Source organism: Roseovarius sp. MBR-154 (assembly GCF_053628595.1).
Map to the genome: position 1 here is coordinate 21,815 of NZ_JBRJGR010000025.1, position 17,291 is coordinate 39,105.

General features: G+C 62.9%; 18 protein-coding genes and 1 pseudogene. 6 read left to right on the forward strand and 13 right to left on the reverse strand.

Going from position 1 to position 17,291, the window contains the following annotated elements; translation table 11 throughout:
* Positions 1-2 precede the first annotated feature (2 nt).
* Positions 3-746, forward strand: coding sequence for an SDR family oxidoreductase (locus tag ACSSV4_RS19915; protein ID WP_454276852.1), 744 nt, complete (start codon positions 3-5; stop codon positions 744-746).
* Positions 734-1,903, forward strand: coding sequence for an alpha-hydroxy acid oxidase (locus ACSSV4_RS19920; protein WP_454276853.1), 1,170 nt, complete (start codon positions 734-736; stop codon positions 1,901-1,903). Before ACSSV4_RS19915 ends, ACSSV4_RS19920 begins: the two co-directional genes overlap by 13 nt.
* A 76-nt stretch (positions 1,904-1,979) precedes the next feature.
* Here ACSSV4_RS19920 and ACSSV4_RS19925 read toward each other — a convergent pair whose 3' ends face one another.
* The 4 genes from ACSSV4_RS19925 to ACSSV4_RS19940 form a co-directional block, all read right to left on the reverse strand.
* The gene (locus ACSSV4_RS19925) at positions 1,980-3,257 is read right to left on the reverse strand and encodes a TRAP transporter large permease (RefSeq protein ID WP_454276854.1); all 1,278 of its coding nucleotides are present in this window, start codon (positions 3,255-3,257) and stop codon (positions 1,980-1,982) included.
* A gap of 4 nt (positions 3,258-3,261) precedes the next feature.
* The gene (locus ACSSV4_RS19930) at positions 3,262-3,828 is read right to left on the reverse strand and encodes a TRAP transporter small permease (RefSeq protein ID WP_454276855.1); all 567 of its coding nucleotides are present in this window, start codon (positions 3,826-3,828) and stop codon (positions 3,262-3,264) included.
* Positions 3,829-3,918: 90 nt separating this feature from the next.
* A complete protein-coding gene (locus tag ACSSV4_RS19935; RefSeq protein WP_454276856.1) occupies positions 3,919-4,917 on the reverse strand; it encodes a sialic acid TRAP transporter substrate-binding protein SiaP in 999 nt (332 codons plus the stop codon).
* A 39-nt stretch (positions 4,918-4,956) separates the two neighbouring features.
* Entirely contained in the window at positions 4,957-6,723 is a 1,767-nt protein-coding gene (locus ACSSV4_RS19940; protein ID WP_454276857.1) for an Ldh family oxidoreductase, read from the reverse strand.
* 446 nt (positions 6,724-7,169) lie between these two features.
* Between ACSSV4_RS19940 and ACSSV4_RS19945 the strand changes: the two genes are divergently transcribed.
* Positions 7,170-8,018 carry a 3-methyl-2-oxobutanoate hydroxymethyltransferase gene (locus tag ACSSV4_RS19945; RefSeq protein ID WP_454276858.1) on the forward strand — a complete coding sequence of 283 codons (849 nt, stop codon included), beginning with the start codon at positions 7,170-7,172 and terminating at the stop codon, positions 8,016-8,018.
* 47 nt (positions 8,019-8,065) lie between these two features.
* Complete coding sequence (locus ACSSV4_RS19950; RefSeq protein ID WP_454276859.1) at positions 8,066-8,764, forward strand: class I SAM-dependent methyltransferase; 699 nt, start codon at positions 8,066-8,068, stop codon at positions 8,762-8,764.
* A 105-nt stretch (positions 8,765-8,869) separates the two neighbouring features.
* On the opposite strand, the gene ACSSV4_RS19955 is transcribed toward ACSSV4_RS19950, so the two are convergent.
* From ACSSV4_RS19955 to ACSSV4_RS19990, 8 genes are all read right to left on the reverse strand, one after another.
* Entirely contained in the window at positions 8,870-9,358 is a 489-nt protein-coding gene (locus ACSSV4_RS19955; RefSeq protein WP_454276860.1) for a MerR family transcriptional regulator, read from the reverse strand.
* Positions 9,342-9,590, reverse strand: coding sequence for a nitrate/nitrite transporter NrtS (gene nrtS / locus ACSSV4_RS19960; protein WP_454276861.1), 249 nt, complete (start codon positions 9,588-9,590; stop codon positions 9,342-9,344). Before nrtS ends, ACSSV4_RS19955 begins: the two co-directional genes overlap by 17 nt.
* 83 nt (positions 9,591-9,673) lie before the next feature.
* The gene (locus tag ACSSV4_RS19965; protein ID WP_454276862.1) at positions 9,674-10,378 is read right to left on the reverse strand and encodes an OmpW/AlkL family protein; all 705 of its coding nucleotides are present in this window, start codon (positions 10,376-10,378) and stop codon (positions 9,674-9,676) included.
* Between the two features lie 164 nt (positions 10,379-10,542).
* Positions 10,543-11,586 carry an L-idonate 5-dehydrogenase gene (locus ACSSV4_RS19970; RefSeq protein WP_454276863.1) on the reverse strand — a complete coding sequence of 348 codons (1,044 nt, stop codon included), beginning with the start codon at positions 11,584-11,586 and terminating at the stop codon, positions 10,543-10,545.
* Between the two features lie 8 nt (positions 11,587-11,594).
* A complete protein-coding gene (locus ACSSV4_RS19975) occupies positions 11,595-12,596 on the reverse strand; it encodes a TRAP transporter large permease (RefSeq protein WP_454276864.1) in 1,002 nt (333 codons plus the stop codon).
* A gap of 3 nt (positions 12,597-12,599) precedes the next feature.
* Positions 12,600-13,079: a TRAP transporter small permease gene (locus ACSSV4_RS19980; RefSeq protein ID WP_454276865.1), complete on the reverse strand. Its 480-nt coding sequence runs from the start codon at positions 13,077-13,079 to the stop codon at positions 12,600-12,602.
* A gap of 152 nt (positions 13,080-13,231) precedes the next feature.
* Positions 13,232-13,663 (reverse strand): hypothetical protein, encoded by a 432-nt coding sequence (locus tag ACSSV4_RS19985; RefSeq protein WP_454276866.1) that lies wholly within the window; start codon positions 13,661-13,663, stop codon positions 13,232-13,234.
* Positions 13,660-14,058 (reverse strand): FCD domain-containing protein, encoded by a 399-nt coding sequence (locus ACSSV4_RS19990; RefSeq protein ID WP_454276867.1) that lies wholly within the window; start codon positions 14,056-14,058, stop codon positions 13,660-13,662. The genes ACSSV4_RS19985 and ACSSV4_RS19990 overlap by 4 nt, the downstream gene beginning before the upstream one ends.
* Before the next feature lie 17 nt (positions 14,059-14,075).
* Here ACSSV4_RS19990 and uxuA point away from each other — a divergent pair.
* Together uxuA and ACSSV4_RS20000 are read left to right on the forward strand one after the other, a co-directional pair.
* Positions 14,076-14,915: pseudogene (uxuA, locus tag ACSSV4_RS19995) on the forward strand (mannonate dehydratase); the annotation flags it as partial.
* On the forward strand, positions 14,912-16,372 hold the full coding sequence (locus tag ACSSV4_RS20000; RefSeq protein WP_454276868.1) for a mannitol dehydrogenase family protein: 1,461 nt from the start codon (positions 14,912-14,914) through the stop codon (positions 16,370-16,372). The pseudogene uxuA and the gene ACSSV4_RS20000, both read left to right, overlap by 4 nt.
* On the opposite strand, the gene kdgD is transcribed toward ACSSV4_RS20000, so the two are convergent.
* Positions 16,350-17,291 (reverse strand): 5-dehydro-4-deoxyglucarate dehydratase, encoded by a 942-nt coding sequence (gene kdgD, locus ACSSV4_RS20005; RefSeq protein WP_454276876.1) that lies wholly within the window; start codon positions 17,289-17,291, stop codon positions 16,350-16,352. The two genes, ACSSV4_RS20000 and kdgD, sit on opposite strands and share 23 nt — an antisense overlap.

The following is a 17,291-nucleotide window of genomic DNA, read 5'->3' on the forward strand; positions in this document are numbered from 1 at the left end:
TCATGGAACAGACACTTGCAGGCAAGACCGCGCTGGTCACGGCAGCGGCAAACGGGATCGGGCGCGCCAGTGCCGAGGCGATGGCCGCGCACGGCGCACAGGTGATCGCCACCGATATCGACGGCGCGGCGGTCGAGGCGCTGGCGCAGACCAGTCCCAACATCACCGGCCATCAACTGGACGTGCTGGATGCGGTTGCGGTCGAGGCGCTCGTCGCCTCCGTGGCGCCCGTGCAAATTTTGCTGAACTGCGCCGGATGGGTGCATGACGGCACGATCCTCGACTGTGATGAGGCGGTCTGGGACCGGTCCTTTGACCTCAACGCCAAGGCGATGTTCCGCATCACCAAGGCGGTTCTGCCGGGCATGCTGGAGGCCGGGACCGGGTCGGTGATCAACATCGCCTCTATCGTGTCCAGCGAAAAGGGCGCGCCGCGCCGCTTTGCCTATGGCGCGTCCAAGGCCGCGATCATCGGCATGACCAAGTCCATCGCGGCGGATTTCGTCAAGGACGGCATTCGCTGCAACGCGATCTGCCCCGGGACGGTGCAAAGCCCGTCGCTGAACGAGCGGCTGGCCGCAACGGGGGATTTCGACAAAGCCCTTGCCGCCTTCAAGGACCGCCAGCCGATGGGGCGGCTTGGCCAGCCTGACGAAATCGCGGAAATGGTCTGCTATCTGGCCGGGGACATGTCGGGCTTCACCACCGGGCAAGCCTTTGCCATCGATGGCGGGTGGTCAATCTGATGGGGTTGGAGCGGGCCGCCTCGATCGACGATCTGCGCCTGCGGGCCCGGCGGCGCATTCCGCGCTTTGCCTTCGATCTGGTCGATGGCGGTGCGGAAAGCGAGCGCAACATGCGCCGCAATATCGAAGCCTTCGAGGAGATCGAACTAACGCCGCGCTACATGGTGGATGTGTCTGAGATCGACACGCGGGCGACGCTGTTCGGCCAGACCTATGACGCGCCCTTCGGCATGGCCCCCATTGGCATGCTCAATGCCTTCTGGCCGGGGGCGGACCTGACGCTCGCGCGTCTCTGCAAGCGTCGCAACATCCCCTATGTCGCAAGCTCTGCCGCCTCTACCACGCTCGAAGCCCTGGCAAAGGCGGCAGACGGTAACGGCTGGTTCCAGCTCTATGTTTCAAGCGATGCGAATGTGACCGAGGGCCTGATCGCGCGCGCCGAGGCCGCAGGCTATACCACGCTGATGGTCACCGCCGATGTGCCCGCAGCGGGCAAGCGCGACCGCGATATCCGCAACCAGCTTGCGGTGCCGTTTCGGATCACGCCCGAGGTGATCGCCGGACTGATCGCCAATCCGCGCTGGTCGCTGGAAACGTTGAGACATGGCAAGCCGAACATCGCCAATTACGCGGACCTGTTGCAAAGCGCCACCTCCTACGCCGATGTCCAGAAGACCCTGATCACACCGGGTTTCACCTGGGACGACCTGAAACGCCTGCGTGCGCGGTGGAACGGCACGCTTCTGGTCAAGGGTATCCTGCATCCACAAGACGCGGCGAAATGCGCGGAACTGGGCTCTGACGGCATCGTCGTCTCCAACCATGGGGGCCGGCAAGTCGCCTTTGGCCCGTCCACCATCGACGCGCTCCCGGCGATTGCGGAGGCCGTTGGCGAACGCATGACCGTCATCCTCGACAGCGGTATTCGTCGTGGCGCGGATATCTTGCGGGCCAAGGCGCGCGGCGCGGATTTCACCTTTGCCGGTCGGGCCCTCGCTTATGGCGTGGGCGCCGGAGGTCGGGCAGGCGCCGAGCGCGCCTTCGAGATTCTGCACCTGGAAATGGTCCGTGCCCTGGGTCAACTCGGTGTTCCCTCCTACCGGGATGTCGGGTCAGCGGCGCTCAGCCCACGTCGCCAAAGCGTGGCGCGGGGGTAGACCACGCGCGATTGCGGGGCACCGCGCGCGCATCCTTGAATATCGCCGCCCGCGTGTTGTCTGCGCCCGGCACCCCTCATCTGTAGATAAGGGTGGGCAGCCACATGGCGATGCCGGGCACGAAGGTCATCAGAAGCAGGCAAGCGAGCAGCGGGATCAGGAACGGTGCGGTGGACACCACGCATTTCTCGAAGGGCACACCCGACACGCGGCTGAGCACATAGAGCACCATGCCCACCGGCGGTGTCAGCAGACCGAGCATCAGGTTCAGCACCATGATGACCCCGAAATGAACCGGGTCGATGCCCAGTTCCACCGCGACCGGCAGCAGCACCGGCACCAGGATGGTGATGGCGGCGACCGTCTCCATGAAGCAGCCGACCACCAACAGGATCAGGTTGATGAGCAGCAGGATCACCCAAGGCCGATCCGACAGTGCCAGCAGCACGGTCGCTGCGGCCTCGGGCACCCGGTTCGAGGTCAGGATCCACGCAAAGATCGACGCCGCCGCGACCACGAACAGCACCACGGCGGTGGTTTCGATCGTGTCGTAGCTGACCCGCAGAAACCGCTTGAGCGACAGGGTACGGTAGACGACGAGCCCCAGGAAAAGCGCATAGGCACAGGCTGCGATGGCGGCTTCGGTCGGGGTGAAGGCCCCCGACAGGATGCCGCCAACGATTATGACCGGAGTCAGCAGCGACAGAAAGGCCCGCGCGAAGGTCACCCACAGCAGTTTGAGCGCAAAAGGTTGATCGCGTTTGAAGTTCCGCACCCGGGCGTAATAGGCGATCATCAGCATCAAAGAAGCCGCCATCACCATGCCCGGCAGGAAACCCGCTGCAAAGAGCTGACCGATTGACGCGCCTGATACCACGCCATAGATCACCATCGGAAGCGACGGCGGGATGATTGGACCGATGGTCGATGAGGCCGCCGTCACGCCGACGGCAAAGCCCGGATCATAGCCCGCATCGCGCATCGCCTTGATCTCGATGGAGCCAAGCCCACCGGCATCGGCCACGGCAGCGCCGGACATGCCGGCAAAGATCACCGAGGCGCCGACATTCACATGCCCCAGCCCGCCGCGCATCCAGCCGACCAGCGCCAGCGCAAAGCTGAAGATCCGCTCGGTGATACCGGCGCTGTTCATCAGGTTTCCCGCCAGGATGAAGAACGGCACCGCCAGCAACGGAAAGCTGTCGACCCCGTTGATGACCCGGTGCGCCACGATCAGCGGCGGCACATCCCCCATCAGGATGAAAAGCGCAGAGCCTCCGGCCAGCGCGATGGCGACTGGCACGCCGCAAAGCAGCAGCATGCCGATAAGAAGAAACAGGATCGTGAATGTCATCGGATCAATCCGCCCCTTTGAGGTCGCCGTGATCTTCCGGGTCGATCAGGCGGCTGGTGCCCGTGCGAATATGCCTTACGGTGTTGATCAGACCGTACAGCGTCATACCCGCAAAGCAGATGGCAACATAGTAGTAGACAACGGATTTCGGCACCTCGATGGAAACCATCAGCTGTGTCGTGCGTCCGGCAAGCTGCACCGTCAGGACGGTCATGCCAGCGTAGAACGCGGTCGAAAGGAGGTCGATGACGAATTGCGACACCCGCCGCACCGGGCGCGGGACATAGCGATACAGGAATTCCACGGCGATTTGGGAATTCTTGCGCGCTGCCATGATGGACCCTGTAAAAGTCACCGCGATCAGCAGAAACCGCGCAATCTCCTCGGTCCATCCCAGCGAATTGTTGAGCACGTAGCGGGTGAAGAACTGGAGAAAGACCACAAAGGCCAACACCCAGAAAATCACGAGGAGCGGATAATCCACCACGGACACATCCGCGAGGTCGATTTGCTCGTCCTCGACTTCGACCTCGACCTTGGTGACTTGGAGTTCGTCCTGGATCTGCGACATTGGCGAAACCTCATGCAGGCGGGTGTCAGGGCAAGACAGAGGCCGCACGCGTCGGCGCGGCCCCCCATCGTCAAGCCTTCGACTGAACGGTCAGCCGTCGGTCCCGATCGCTTGCAGGCGGTCATAGGTTTCCTGATCCCACGTCGCCATGTCGCCATTGTGCATCGGCATAACCGCTTCCCGGAACGGGGTTATGTCGATCTCATTGACGTTGTTGCCCTGTTCGCGGAACCACTCGGCCAGTTCCGCTTCGGAGGCGCGGATCTGCGTGGTCACGCATTCGGCGGTGTCATTGATCACTGCGGTCAGGGCCTCCTGGTCAGCGGCATCAAGGCTACCCCATGTCGGCCCGCCCACTATGGCCAGAAGCGAGTCGACGATATGCCCGGTCAGATTGATGTCGGACTGCACTTCGTAGAACTTCTTGGCCTGGATCGTCGGCAGCGGGTTTTCTTGCCCGTCGACGGTGCCCTGCTGCAACGCAAGGTAAACCTCGGCAAAGGCGATCGGTGTGGGATTGGCGTCAACCGCGCGCGGGAACATCATGTAGAGCGGTGCATTGGGCACGCGCAGCTTCATGTCCTTCATGTCGGCGGGCTCCAGGATCGGCTTGTTCGAGGTGGTGTGCCGTGCGCCGTAATAGGCCAGCGTCATCGCGTGGTTGCCGGTCGCGTCGTTATATCCCTGGATCAGTTCCGCGAACAGATCGCTGTTGCGGTAGGCTTCCCAATGGTCGTAGTCGCGGAACATGAAGGGTGCGCCGCCGATGGCGATCGGTCCGTAGGACCGGCCCGCAAACAACTGCCCGGTCCAGATCATGTCAACGGTGCCCAGGCCAAGCCCCTCGTTGATGTCGACTTCCTTGCCCAGCGAGGAGGCCGGGAAAACCTCGATCCCAAGCCGGTTGTCTGTCGCTTCGGCCAGTTGACCGCCAGCCTCGACAGCGCAGGTGTGGTAGGGTTCGCTGGACTCGTAGACATGCGCCCATTTCAGGACGCGGTCGGCATCCTGCGCGGCGACCGGCAAAGCCAGTCCGAGCACCGTCGTCGCGGTAAGCGTGTACTTGAGCGTGGCATTCTTGATGGTCATTTAAAGGTCCTCCCTTTTTCAGTCTTCATCTTTCACCGCTCAGTCGACGTTCTCCTCATAAGCGAGCGGTGCGATCTTTCGATGGACGGCAAAGGCGTTCAATGCCGTCACGGTCGTCTCGTCCAGCACGATGCCGCCGTCGCGGCGGCGGTCGGCCTCGGCCCATTCACGGTCGCCAGCGGCCATGATGGTCTCTAATGGGGCGGCGGTCGAACTCCGGAGTCCGTCACGGTAGCGCCGGATCACGCCCTCGAAGATGGCGCGCCCCATGAACGCCTCGGGGTCCAATGCCAGGACAAAGGCCCCCAACGCGCGCGGTGTCTGCATGTCGTCCGAGATCATCGGTGTAAGCTCGCGGCTCAGCGGTGAATCGGACAGCGCAGTCGACAGGATTTCGGATATCCCGGCAAGCCCGGCCCCCTTGTATCCAAAGGCTCCGCCCAAGGGTGCAAGCATTTCGACCAGCGCGGGCGTTACGGTGTCAATCCCGTTGCCGTCCGACGCCGTGCCGATTGGTAGCGTCATGCCCAGGGATTTCGCCAGTTGCACCTTGTTGAAAGGGATCGCGCTTGTTGCCATGTCGAAAAGCCAGGGTCGCTCCTCCGGGCCCGCACTGGCGGCAAAGGCGATTGGATTGGTGCCGTGGAACCGCTCGGCCCCGCCATGCAGACGGACAAAGGGATCGGAGTTGCACACGCACAATCCGACCATTCCAGCCTCGGCAATGGCAAGCGCATAGGCTCCCGCAGCCCCGAAATGTGACGAATTGCGGATCGCTATCGCGCCCACCCCCACCTCTGCCGCCATGGCGACCGCAGCCTCCACTGCAGCATAGGTCGCCCGCGCGCCGTGGCCGTCGCCCGCGTCGAGCACGGCCACTGCATCGGCCTTGCGCTCGATCTGAAGGGTCGGAGCGGGCTTGACCCGCCCCTCTTCAAGCACTGTAAGGTAATGCGGCAACAGCCTGTAACCATGGCTGTCGACCCCATGCAAGGACGCGTGGCTGAGCGCGCGCACGATGGCGTCGGTGCTTTCGCGGTCCGCCTGCACAGCCGCCAGCGCCCGCGCTGCGAAACGCTCGATCTCGTCAAGGCGGACGCGCCGTCGCCCACCGGGCAAGGCCCCGTCCGACTGGATTCCGGCGTAATCCTCGACATTGCTGCGGATGTGCTGGCTAAGCAGGTCGGCGGCGTAGTCGGCGTCCTTGTCCCGCACCGCGTCCAGGATTGCGAGATGTGTCGCGTGCGAGCGCCTAATCCGGCCGGGATCACCAGTCAGGCGCATGCGGATGCATTGTATCCGCGAGGCGATGGTCAAAAAGGACTTCTCGAGGTAGCTGTTCCCACAGCGGCGGAACATGTCCATGTGAAAATCGTGATCTGCACTGGAAAACGCCGCGATATCGTTTTTCTCGAGCGCCTGCGCGCCCTGCCGTGTGATCCGCTCCAGCGCCTGTGCCAGTCCTGCCGGGTCGCGTGCGATGGCCAGACGGACAGCTTGCGTCTCGAGCACATTGCGCAGAAACCCCAGTTCCCTGACATCCGCGCTGTCGAGCGTAATCACCCGTGCCGGGCGGTTGGGAGACATCACGACCAGCCCTTCCTGCGCCAGTTCCAGAAGTGCCTCGCGAATCGGGCTCTTGCTCATGTTCAGCCGCGCCGACAGATCGGATTCCCTGAGGGGACGGCCAAAGGCGAACTCATCGGACACGATGCGCTCCCGAATCCAGTCGCGCGCCTGCTCGGACAACTTCCTGCGCGTGTTCCCGTTTTGCGAGGTAATATCCTGTGGTAAGATTGACTCCATACCGAAACGATATCTGATATCCGATATATCACAAGGAGAATATTGTCCATTTTGGACATGCACCCTGTTGCCAGATCATTCTCCTGATCCAGTCGGCGTCATAGGCCTTGTCCGCCAGCATATGCTGGCCGGGTTGAAGATTGTCCGGGAGCGTGGGACATCTCCAATCGTTTTGATGGCTCTGTCGCGATAAACGTCGCGGAATTGTCACGGTTTCCCCGAGTGAACTTCGAATGGCTCAAAAGACACCTGCCCACGCTCTAAGAGGTGGTCGCAGAAATTCGGACCAGTTGTTAAGGTCACTCCAACCAGAGACCCGCGCCAAGCAGGCGAACGGGCAGTCGGCTCAATTCCGGCCACATCCCTACATTCCAGTTGATATCTGACATCAATGTCAGATAATGTCGGAGTCGCAGTACATTCGCTGCCATAGGGAGGAAACGAGAATGGTGAAACGCAGAAAGACACGCCTGAAGCATCTGGCGGAAAAGGTCCAGAAGGGCGAGCGCATCATCGGCATGGAGTGCCACGACACGCCGAGCGCCATCATGGCCGAAGACCTGGGCATGGATCTTCTATGCTGTGGCAGTCCCGGCCCGATGGGGCTCATGGGGCACAAGTCGATGGCCACGGTGGATTTCGAGGAACAGCTCTACATGCTGGAGGGCGTGCTGCGCGGCGCATCCTCGCCGTTCATCATCTGCAACATGCCCAACACGACGGCGTCCATCTCAATCGAAGAATCGGTGCGAAACGCCGCGAAAGTGGTCAAGCTCGGCGCCGATGGCGTCCATATCGAACCCTCGCTCGGCACAGTTCCGCATATCCGCGCCATCGTCGATGCGGGCATTCCCGTCGTCGGTCACTTCGGTGTGCAGGGGGAGCGGGCGGTGATGAATTCCGGTCATTCCCCGGCCGGTCGGACCGCGGAAGAGGCGGCGGCAATCGTGGAATTGGTCCGGGCCTCCATCGACGCCGGGATTTTCGCGGCCCTGTTCGAGCATACGTCGGTCGAATTGACGAAATGGTGCTACGAGAACCTGCCCGTTGCCGTGGCCAGTCTGGGTTCGGGGCCCTATGCACATGGCATATTCCATGTCTCAAGCGATATCATCGGGTGTTCGGCCTTCCCGATTCCGCCCAAGCGTGAGGTGTTTGGCGATGTCTGGGGCGAGATGCAAAAAGCCTATTCGGCCTATGTCAACGCGACCAGGGGCGGACAGTTTCCCAATCCGGATCTGTCGCACACCATGCTTGACGGCGAACACGAGAAATTCGTGTCTCTCGTCGGCTGATCTTCGTGGTTGACCAAACCGACAGACCCCTGGAGCCGGCGCAACTCATGCGCTGGCTCGCAAAGCTTCCGCAACGACAGCGCGTCGTTGTCGAGTGCGGTGCCGGTCACGCGGAACTGTGCCGGTTTCTCTCCGGTCATTTCAATCTTGCCATCGCAATCGACATAAATCCGCCACCCGGTGCCTACCCTGTGCCGGAAACCGAGCCCATAAGTTACATCAAGGGCTGTGCCACGCATCTCCCATTGCCGTCAGATAGCGTTGACTTGCTCGTGTCGATGCAGGCGCTGCATCACTTCGATGTGGCGCGCCACCTCGCCGAGGCCAACCGCGTTCTGAGCACCGGAGGCATCTTTGCCGCCCTGTCATGGGGCCAGATCGAGTTGCCTCATGATATCGGGGACGCCTGCGAAGATTTTCTCATACTCGCTGAAAGATACTGGGAGGCCGAGCGCGACTGGGTCGTGTCGGGGTATCCGGGGCTGGAATTCGTCGGCGAATGCGTGGACCTGCCGCATGCCACGATGTGCAAGACCCTTACGCTTGGTGATCTGAGCCGGACATTGCAAAGCTGGAGCGCCTATCGCCTCGGCACACGCGACTGTCCCGAGGCGTTTGAGGCCGCCCTCGAAAACCTGCACAGACTGGGTGAGATGGAGGTCGATGTGTCATGGCCCATCAAGGGTCGGATATTTCGGAAAATCCAGCACTTGTCCGACACCCCATGCTCCAAGTCGCAGACGTGACGATCACCGTACACCAGCTTCAGGAGATTCTACGGCGTGACACCTCTGATTTCCGGAGCAAATACCGGGATCGCATCCTCGATTATTCAGAACAGATGTGACGGATCAGGCAGAGTCGCCCCGCCAGATCATGTCTGCCAGGGGCGAGACTTCGGATACCGTGTTCATGGGACAGGTCGGGCATCCTGACCGGGACGGTTTGTTCTTGCAGCCACGGCATTCATTCACCGCACTCAGAACGCCGTTCACTTCGCCCTGTATCTCGATCGCCAGACGGGCCATGAGCATGAGATTGTCGGACAGTTCATTGAGCTTGGCCGCGACCTCATGGGAAGAGCCTGCGCCGGTCGCGTGCTTTGCCCTGACACCGGCGATGGCCGCAACGACCTCAAGCGGAATATCGAGATCGCGCATGCTCTGGATCAGCTTCGCCAGGGCCACGTCCCGCTCGCCATAGGTTCGTGTGCCACCTTCGCTGCGTTCGGGTTTCAGGATGCCCAGATCCTCGTAATGGCGCAGGGATCGCTCGCTCAACCGGCTGCGGCGCGCAAGCTCTCCGATCTTCATCTGCTTCTTGTCATGGGTCTTGGCCAAGGGTCTTCTTTCCGTAGTCTCGCCTTGCTGCTATCGCTCCATACATAGCAACGAAAAACGGAACACAATAGGTCAAGCCCGCTTTTACAAGATCACTTTCAGCGGAACCGAACACGGCATCCGTCTGATTGATCATGTTCAGGACGGTTCCGACCACAACAGCAACCTTGGCAGAGCGAAGCAGAACAGCTTTAGGTATCCTGATGCGGCGGGGTCTTGGCATGTCTGTCATGAGCGTCCCTTTTGTCCTGATGCGAATGCCCCCACCCGCAAATGTCGGCAGGGGCATTCACGCGGTGTGATGGCGCTTCGCGGTCAGAACCGGTAGCCAAAACCTATCCCGGCCACCACCGGGTCGATGGAGGCCTTTCCGGAAACCACTCCTCCGGCAACCACGTCAGCTTTGACATCGGCAAAGAACTTCTTGATGTCGGCATTGAAATACCAGTTGTTCTTGAGCTCGATGTCCACGCCCGCCTGTATCAGAAAGCCCGGATTGAACCTCCGCAACTTGAACGACGTCGCCGGGCCCTTGGCGCTGTCTGAGGCCGTGATCACCACGGTCGGTCCGGCCCCGAGATAGGGTTTGACGCCATTGCCGAGATGAAAGTGATACTGGATCGAGGCATCCAGCGGGATCAACCACGCCTCGCCGATCGTCGGCCCGCCATTCGCAATCGAGACCTCGTTGCGCGTGACGCAACAGATTGATTCCACCGCGATGTTGTCCGTGAAAAAATAGGACAGATCGAAATTCGGAATCACCGAATTGGACACGTGGGTTTCGACCGGAACATTGTAGTGCGCCTTGTCGCGGGGCAGCACCCCGGCAATCCGTCCGCGGACAAAGAACCGGTTTGCCCAGCCCTCGCCCGCCGTCTTGGCGCTTTGCGCCATAGCCACCCCCGTACCGTCCAGCAGCAAGACAAACGCTGTTAGAATGGTAGTCGAAGCATACGGTAGGTGTCTTAGCCGGTCGGCCCATCGAAGCACCGCTACCCGCGTTGTAGTTGGTTTCATCACTATCCCCTCCCTTTGGGCAGATTTTTTCTGGAGGGGGTACTGGTACATTATTATTTATAAGGAACTGTCAAATACATCCCCCACCAATATCTGACATTAATGTCATATATTGGTGAAATCAAGATCCTTTCGGCACAGGCTCGCCGTGCCTGCATCCTTGCTCACAGGGCGAACGTCAGATGCACCTTGACCGACCGCGCCCGATCCGCCGCCACCGAAAACGCCTCGCTTGCGCGATCTACCGCATATCGCTGCGTGATCATCGGGCGCACGTAGATGCGGCCCGACACGATGGCATCCACCGCGTCGGCGAATTCGTCATGGAACCGGAACGAGCCCTGCAAATTCAGCTCCTTGGCAACCACCGCGTTGAGCGGCAACGGCGTATCACCGGCGACACCGACCTGAACCAGCATTCCACGAGGGCGCAGCGCGGCGATGGCCGACCGGATCGCCGGTGCCGCCGCCGAGCATTCGAAGACGAGATCGAAATGGCCCTTCTCCGCCTCGTACTCCGCCATCGAAGCGCCGTCGCGCGCCACGTTGATGCAGCGCGTCGCGCCCATGCGCGCGGCCACCTCCAGCGCCGTGTCCTGCAAATCCGTCACCACGATCTCTGCCGCGCCATCGGCGGCGGCAATCGCCGTGCACAGGGCCCCGATCGGACCGGCCCCCGTGACCAGAACGCGCCGTCCCGTCAGATCGCCGGCCAGCTTCGCCGCATGCAGGCAGACCGCCAGCGGCTCGGCACAGGCGACGGCCCCAAGATCGGCACCGGCGGGCACTTTCAGACATTGCGCCGCCGCGACAACGATCCGGTCGCGGAACAGACCCTGTTCATGGGGCAGGCGCATGGCAGAGCCATTGAAGCGCATGTCCAGGCAATGCATCTGCAACCCTTCGGCGCAGTAGCGGCACGCGCCGCAGGGACGGCTTGGATTGATGGCGACCGCGTCCCCCTCGCCCAGATCCGTCACCCCCGGCCCGACCCCCAGCACCCGGCCCGACGCTTCGTGTCCCAGGATGATCGGCTCGCGCACCCGGATCGTGCCGATCCCGCCATCGGACAGGTAATGCATGTCCGACCCGCAGATGCCGCCTGACGCGATGGCCAGCAGGACCTGACCTTTGTCCGGGGCAGGTACATCCTCGGTCTCGATGCGAAGATCGTTTTGACCATGCAGACGGCAAACGCGGGTTTCCATGTGCGGCCTCATCTGGACAGGAGCGAGGGCAACCATGTCGCAAGCGCCGGGATGTAGGACACGGCGAGCAACACGGCGATGTTGGTCAGAAGGAACGGCAGGATCGCAACCACCACCGGCATGAGCGGCAGCCGGGCGATTCCGGCGCAGACGAACAGGCAGACACCGACCAGCGCGAGGATGCCCGCGGCCGAGGTGCCACTTTCGACAATGATCGCGGGCAGCTTCGAAATGGGCAATTCACGATAGATGAACGCCCTGACGATAAAGGCATAGGCGGAGGCCACAACGGCGGTTTCGGTGGGCGTAACAAGCCCGGACAGCAACCCGTAGAAGATCAGAAAGGTCATCGCCAGCGCCCAGAACGCACCACCGAAGGCGCGGACCACCTCGCCGACCCCCTGCCACTCCTGACGCGGAAAATTCCGGCGGGCCGAAATGACATAGGCGGTGACCATCATCGCGACCCCCATCAGGATGCCCGGCACGGCACCGGCAAGAAACATCTGTCCGACCGAGATGCCCGACAGCGCACCGACGATGATCATCGGCACCGAGGGCGGAATGATCGGCCCGACGGTGGAGGAGGCGGCGGTGACCGCCGCCGAGAAATCCGCCGGGTAGCCGACCTTTTTCATGCCGGGGATCATCACGCCCCCGATAGAGGCGGCATCGGCCACGGCGGCGCCGGTGATTCCGCCAAAGAGCATCGACGCGGCGATATTGGTCAGCCCCAGCCCGCCCTTGATCCAGCCCACGATGGAATTGGCAAAGCGGATGATCCGCTGCGTGATGCCGCCGCGATTCATCAGGTTTCCGGCAAGGATGAATCCCGGAATCGACAGCAGAACAAAGACATCCATCCCCGCATACATCTTTTGTGGCATGACCACGGGCGGGATACCGGCGAGCAGCAGATAGCAAAGCGACGACACGCCCAGCGTGATGGCCACGGGAAGTCCGCTGACCAGCCCGCCCACAAAGACACAGAACAACACGGCGACGTCCATCGGTCAGATATCCTCGTCCGGTTTGACGGGCTTGCCGTCCTCAGCGCCGGTCACCATGCCAAACACCCGCAGCCCTGAGAAAATCGCCAGAAGGATCAGCAGCAACCAGACGGCGAAATGAACGAAATCCATGCGCAGCCCCAAGGCGGGCGAGGTCTGCATCTTGCCGATGGATACATATCGCCAGGCATGCGGCAGCAGGAACAGCGCCAGCCCCGCCGTCACCAGCGCCGCGATCAGCCTCAGGACCCACGGCGCGCGTCCCGGCAGCGTTTCACAAACCACATCCATATTCACCAGATCGCCGGACCGAAAGGCCAGCCCGGCCCCGAGGGCCACCATGAACAGCAGCGCGTAGCGGGTCAGTTCCTCGGTCCACACCCATGACAGACCCGTCAGGCGACCGATCACCTGCAACAGGACGGCCACGATCAGAATGGCAAAGGAGAGCCCCGTGCCCCATTGGGCCAAGCGGGTTGTCACATGGATGATCCTGGCGGCGTGTCGCATTCGGGGCCCCGGCGGCGATGCCCGAGACGATTGATCTGCTGCCCGGCGCCTGGCGGCGTGTCGCATTCGGGGCCCCGGCGGCGATGGGTGTGCGGTGCCTCGGGCAAGGCACCGCCTCGGTCGGATCACTCCGAGAACAGGCCCTCGACGATCGGCTTGATCTCATCGTTGACGTTCATCAGGACCGCGTCCTTGGCCGCCGCCTGAAACGCGGCACCATCGACCTCGACAACGGTCATGTCCTTTTCCTCAAGGAAGGCGCGGTCGGCGGCGATGCTCTCGTTGAACAGTTCGCGCTCATGGGTCTGCGCTCGGCTGGCGGCCTCCATCACGTGGCCCCGATCCTCTTCGCTCAGCGTGGCCCAGGTGGATTCCGCGATGCGGCCATCGGTCAGCGCCGACAGCTCTCCGCCGAACGTCACCGAGGCCAGATGCCAGGGGTTATCCTCATTGGCGAGATGCCCCTGCTTCAGGGTCATGTCCTGCGCCAGCGCCGGTATCGCGGTCAGCGCGGCAACGCCTGCCGCCGCAATCGTCGTTTTCCAGTTGACTGTCATTTATCCACTCCTCCTTGGATAGGTGCATTGACCGGCTGCGGGATTTTCCCGTCCGGCAGGTGGAAAAAGTCAGGGGTCGCACCAAGGATCTTCGGCAGGTCGCCAAGAACCTCGCGCAGATGGCCGCGGATGGCCACATTGGCACCTTGTCGGTCGCCAATCTCGATATGATCCACGACCGCCTCATGTTGCTCGATCAGTTTTCTTACCGGAAAGTGACCCAGCGACAGAAACCGGACACGGTCCATCTGCGACTTGAGCCCTTCGATCAACCGCCACGCGCTGCGCTTTTCGGTGGCATCCGCCAACGTTCGGTGAAACCGATCATCCAACCCGATGAAATCGAGCGGATCGGTGCGCCCGACGGCGGCCTGTGCCTTGAGCTGCCCGCGCAATTCGCGAATGACGGCCGCGCCCCTCAGGGGCGACCTGCATGCGGGTCGACCTCGTCGATTTTGCCGCGTTCGACCTGCATATTCTGGCGCGCGACGGCGCGGCGGCGGATTTTGACGACGCCCTGCGCGACGCGGCGGCCGCGCGGTTTACCTCCATGAGCAAGACCCGCCGCGAAGGCCTGGCCAAGACCGTCGTGTTCGGCCTGCCGGGTGCTGCGGAAACCTTTTCGCTGAGCGACATCCGCCAACACATCGCGGAGTATGACACGATTGACGAGGATCGGCTGCGACAGCATCTGATCGACTTCCTCGAAGAGGTGGTTCCGGTCGCCGAAGCGCGCGGGCTACGGCTCTGCTGCCATCCCGACGATCCCCCGGTGCCGCTTCTTGGTTTGCCCCGCATCATGTCGACCGAGGCGCATTATGCGAGCATCATGCAAGCCGTGGATCGGCCTGCAAATGGCATGACGCTGTGTTCCGGCTCGCTCGGGGCGCGGTCGGACAATGACCTTCCGGGCATGATGCAACGGCTGGGCGACCGGGTGCATTTTCTGCACCTGCGCAACGTCAAGCGCGAGAGTGACGCCCTGTTCGGATCGTTCTTCGAGGACGAGTACCTCGCCGGTGATACCGACATGGCCGCCCTTGTCGCCGCCGTGCTGAACGAAGAGGCGCGACGTCGCGCGGCGGGGCGCGACGACTGGTCGATCCCGTTTCGACCGGATCACGGGCAGGACATTCTTGACGATCTCGGCCGCAAGGCGCAGCCGGGCTATCCCGCCATCGGTCGCCTGAAAGGGCTGGCGGAACTGCGCGGTCTCATTGCCGGGCTCCGGCATGGTCAGCGCCCGTCATGACCCGGCGGCTAACGACGACCAGGGGATTGCCTGACGCCGTGCGCGTTCCCGGCTACCGGCGCGGCGCGCATGGCGTGGGTATCGTGCATATCGGCATCGGCGCGTTCCACAAGGCGCATCAGGCGGCCTATACCGACACTGCCCTGTCCGAGGCCGGGGGCGACTGGCGGATCATCGGTGTCAGCCTGCGCAGCGAAACGGCGTCGACCGAACTGCGCCCGCAGGACGGACTCTACACGCTGATCGAACGGGACGCATCGGGCAGCCGCGCGCGCGTCATCGGCGCGGTTGCTGCCGCGTATTGCCTGCAAACCGACCCGCAGGCGGTCGAGGATGCGCTTCTTGCCCCCGCAACCCGGATCGTCTCGATCACGGTGACCGAGAAAGGCTATGGGCTGAACCGGGCAACCGGCGGTGTCGATCCCGCGCATCCCGCGATTGCGGGCGATCTCGCCCATCCGTCGCAACCTCAGGGGCTGGTCGGCCTTCTGGTCTGGGCGCTTGGCCGTCGGCGGGCGCTCGGCCTGCCCCCGTTTACCCTGCTGTCCTGCGACAACCTGCCCGAAAATGGCAGCGTTCTACGCGGCCTGCTGGTCGATTTCGCGCGCCATGCGGCACCGGCGCTTGTCGAACACATCGCACGCGAGGTGGCGTTTCCCTCGACCATGGTGGACCGGATTACACCCGCCCGCGGACCCGACACCCTCGCGCTTGCCCGTCAGATGACCGGGTGCCGGGATAACGCCGCCATCGAGACCGAAGGCTTCCACCAATGGGTGATCGAGGACGACTTTCCAAATGGCCGCCCGCGATGGGAGGCCGGGGGCGCGATCTTTGTGCCCGATGTGCGCCCTTGCGAGGCGATGAAGCTGCGCATGCTGAATGGCACCCACTCGATGCTGGCCTATGCCGGGTTCGCGGCAGGCCATCGTTACGTGCGGGACGTGATGGCCGATCCCGCCCTGTCGCGTCTGGTCGCGCGGCATCTGCGCGTTGCGGCGGCGACACTTCCGCCTCTGCCGGGGGTGGATTTCGACGACTACGCAACCCAGCTCGAAGAACGGTTTCGCAACCCGCATCTTGCACATGAGACGTTTCAGATCGCGATGGACGGGTCCCAGAAGATGCCCCAACGGGTATTTGCCGCCATCCCGGACGCGAGGGCCAAGGGCGGCGACATTCGTGCCTTTGCCTTTGCCACTGCGGCATGGATACGTCACCTGTCGCTATCGACCCACGACTGCGCCCCCTACCCGCTGCGCGACCCCCGCGCCGACGCCCTGATCGCCATGGCGCAGGGCCGACAAGCCCCCGAGGCGATCGAGGCTGAGCGCGCGGCGTCTTTCATCTCGCCCGCCGTCGTGCGGGACGAGGCGTTCTGGACCGACGTCGAGACCATCCTGCATGACATGCTCACCCGGCCCATGGCCGAGGTTATTTCGCAGGAGGCCGCGTGAGCCGTGGCACAAGACGCCCGGCCACTTCGATCAGCTCCCGCAGGCGGTCGCGCTCGTCGGGGTCAAGCTCGGTCAGGGGCGGACGCACCGCACCCGCGGGGTGGCCCACAAGCGCGGCACCGGCCTTGATCATGCTGACGGCATAGCCCTTTTTCCGGTCGCGCAGATCGAGCAACGGCAGGAAGAATTCCGACAGCCCGAGCCGGACCGCCGCCTTGTCGCGCGCCCGGACGGCACCGAAGAAGGCAAGCGCAAACTCGGGCACGAAATTGAACACCGCCGAGGAATAGGTATCGACGCCGATCTCCAGATAGGCCTGCGCAAAGACCTCCGCCGTCGGCAACCCGCCGAGATAGGTGAACCGCTCACCAAGCCGGGTGGTGATCTGCACGATCGACTGAAGATCGCCGACACCGTCCTTGTAGCCGATCAGGTTCGGGCAGTCCTCGGCCAGACGCAGCAATGTCCCGACACCAAGCCGACTGACCGAGCGGGCATAGAAGATGACCCCGATATCGACCGCGGCACAGATCGCGCGCAGGTGATTGGCGATGCCCTCCTCGGTGGCCTCGGTCAGGTAATGCGGCAGCACGAGGATGCCGTCGGCCCCGAGCGCCTCGGCGGTCTTCGCCTGTTCGCAGGCGATTCGCGTCGCCATCCCGACGCCCGCGATCACCGGCACATCGGATTGCCGCCCGGCAATGGCGGCGGCGATGACCCGGGGATATTCCTCCGGCGTGATCGAGAAATACTCACCGGTCCCGCCCGCCGCAAACAGCCCCGCCGCCGGGTAGGAGGCAAGCCAGTCCAGCCGCGCGCTGTAGGAGGCGGCGTCAAACGCGCCCGTCGCGTCGAAATCCGTGACCGGAAACGAGAGAAGCCCGCTTGCCAGTCTCGATTTCAGCTCGTCCGGGGTCAG

What these genes read in the sequence shown, in the direction of transcription:
- ACSSV4_RS19930 (WP_454276855.1), bottom strand. Translation starts at nt 3,828, where the DNA reads ATGTCGCAGATCCAGGACGAACTCCAAGTCACCAAGGTCGAGGTCGAA.
- ACSSV4_RS19950 (WP_454276859.1), top strand. Translation starts at nt 8,066, where the DNA reads ATGCGCTGGCTCGCAAAGCTTCCGCAACGACAGCGCGTCGTTGTCGAG.
- ACSSV4_RS19945 (WP_454276858.1), top strand. Translation starts at nt 7,170, where the DNA reads ATGGTGAAACGCAGAAAGACACGCCTGAAGCATCTGGCGGAAAAGGTC.
- ACSSV4_RS19915 (WP_454276852.1), top strand. Translation starts at nt 3, where the DNA reads ATGGAACAGACACTTGCAGGCAAGACCGCGCTGGTCACGGCAGCGGCA.
- ACSSV4_RS19965 (WP_454276862.1), bottom strand. Translation starts at nt 10,378, where the DNA reads ATGAAACCAACTACAACGCGGGTAGCGGTGCTTCGATGGGCCGACCGG.
- nrtS (WP_454276861.1), bottom strand. Translation starts at nt 9,590, where the DNA reads ATGACAGACATGCCAAGACCCCGCCGCATCAGGATACCTAAAGCTGTT.
- ACSSV4_RS19940 (WP_454276857.1), bottom strand. Translation starts at nt 6,723, where the DNA reads ATGGAGTCAATCTTACCACAGGATATTACCTCGCAAAACGGGAACACG.
- ACSSV4_RS19925 (WP_454276854.1), bottom strand. Translation starts at nt 3,257, where the DNA reads ATGACATTCACGATCCTGTTTCTTCTTATCGGCATGCTGCTGCTTTGC.
- ACSSV4_RS20000 (WP_454276868.1), top strand. Translation starts at nt 14,912, where the DNA reads ATGACCCGGCGGCTAACGACGACCAGGGGATTGCCTGACGCCGTGCGC.
- ACSSV4_RS19970 (WP_454276863.1), bottom strand. Translation starts at nt 11,586, where the DNA reads ATGGAAACCCGCGTTTGCCGTCTGCATGGTCAAAACGATCTTCGCATC.
- ACSSV4_RS19985 (WP_454276866.1), bottom strand. Translation starts at nt 13,663, where the DNA reads ATGACAGTCAACTGGAAAACGACGATTGCGGCGGCAGGCGTTGCCGCG.
- ACSSV4_RS19935 (WP_454276856.1), bottom strand. Translation starts at nt 4,917, where the DNA reads ATGACCATCAAGAATGCCACGCTCAAGTACACGCTTACCGCGACGACG.
- ACSSV4_RS19975 (WP_454276864.1), bottom strand. Translation starts at nt 12,596, where the DNA reads ATGGACGTCGCCGTGTTGTTCTGTGTCTTTGTGGGCGGGCTGGTCAGC.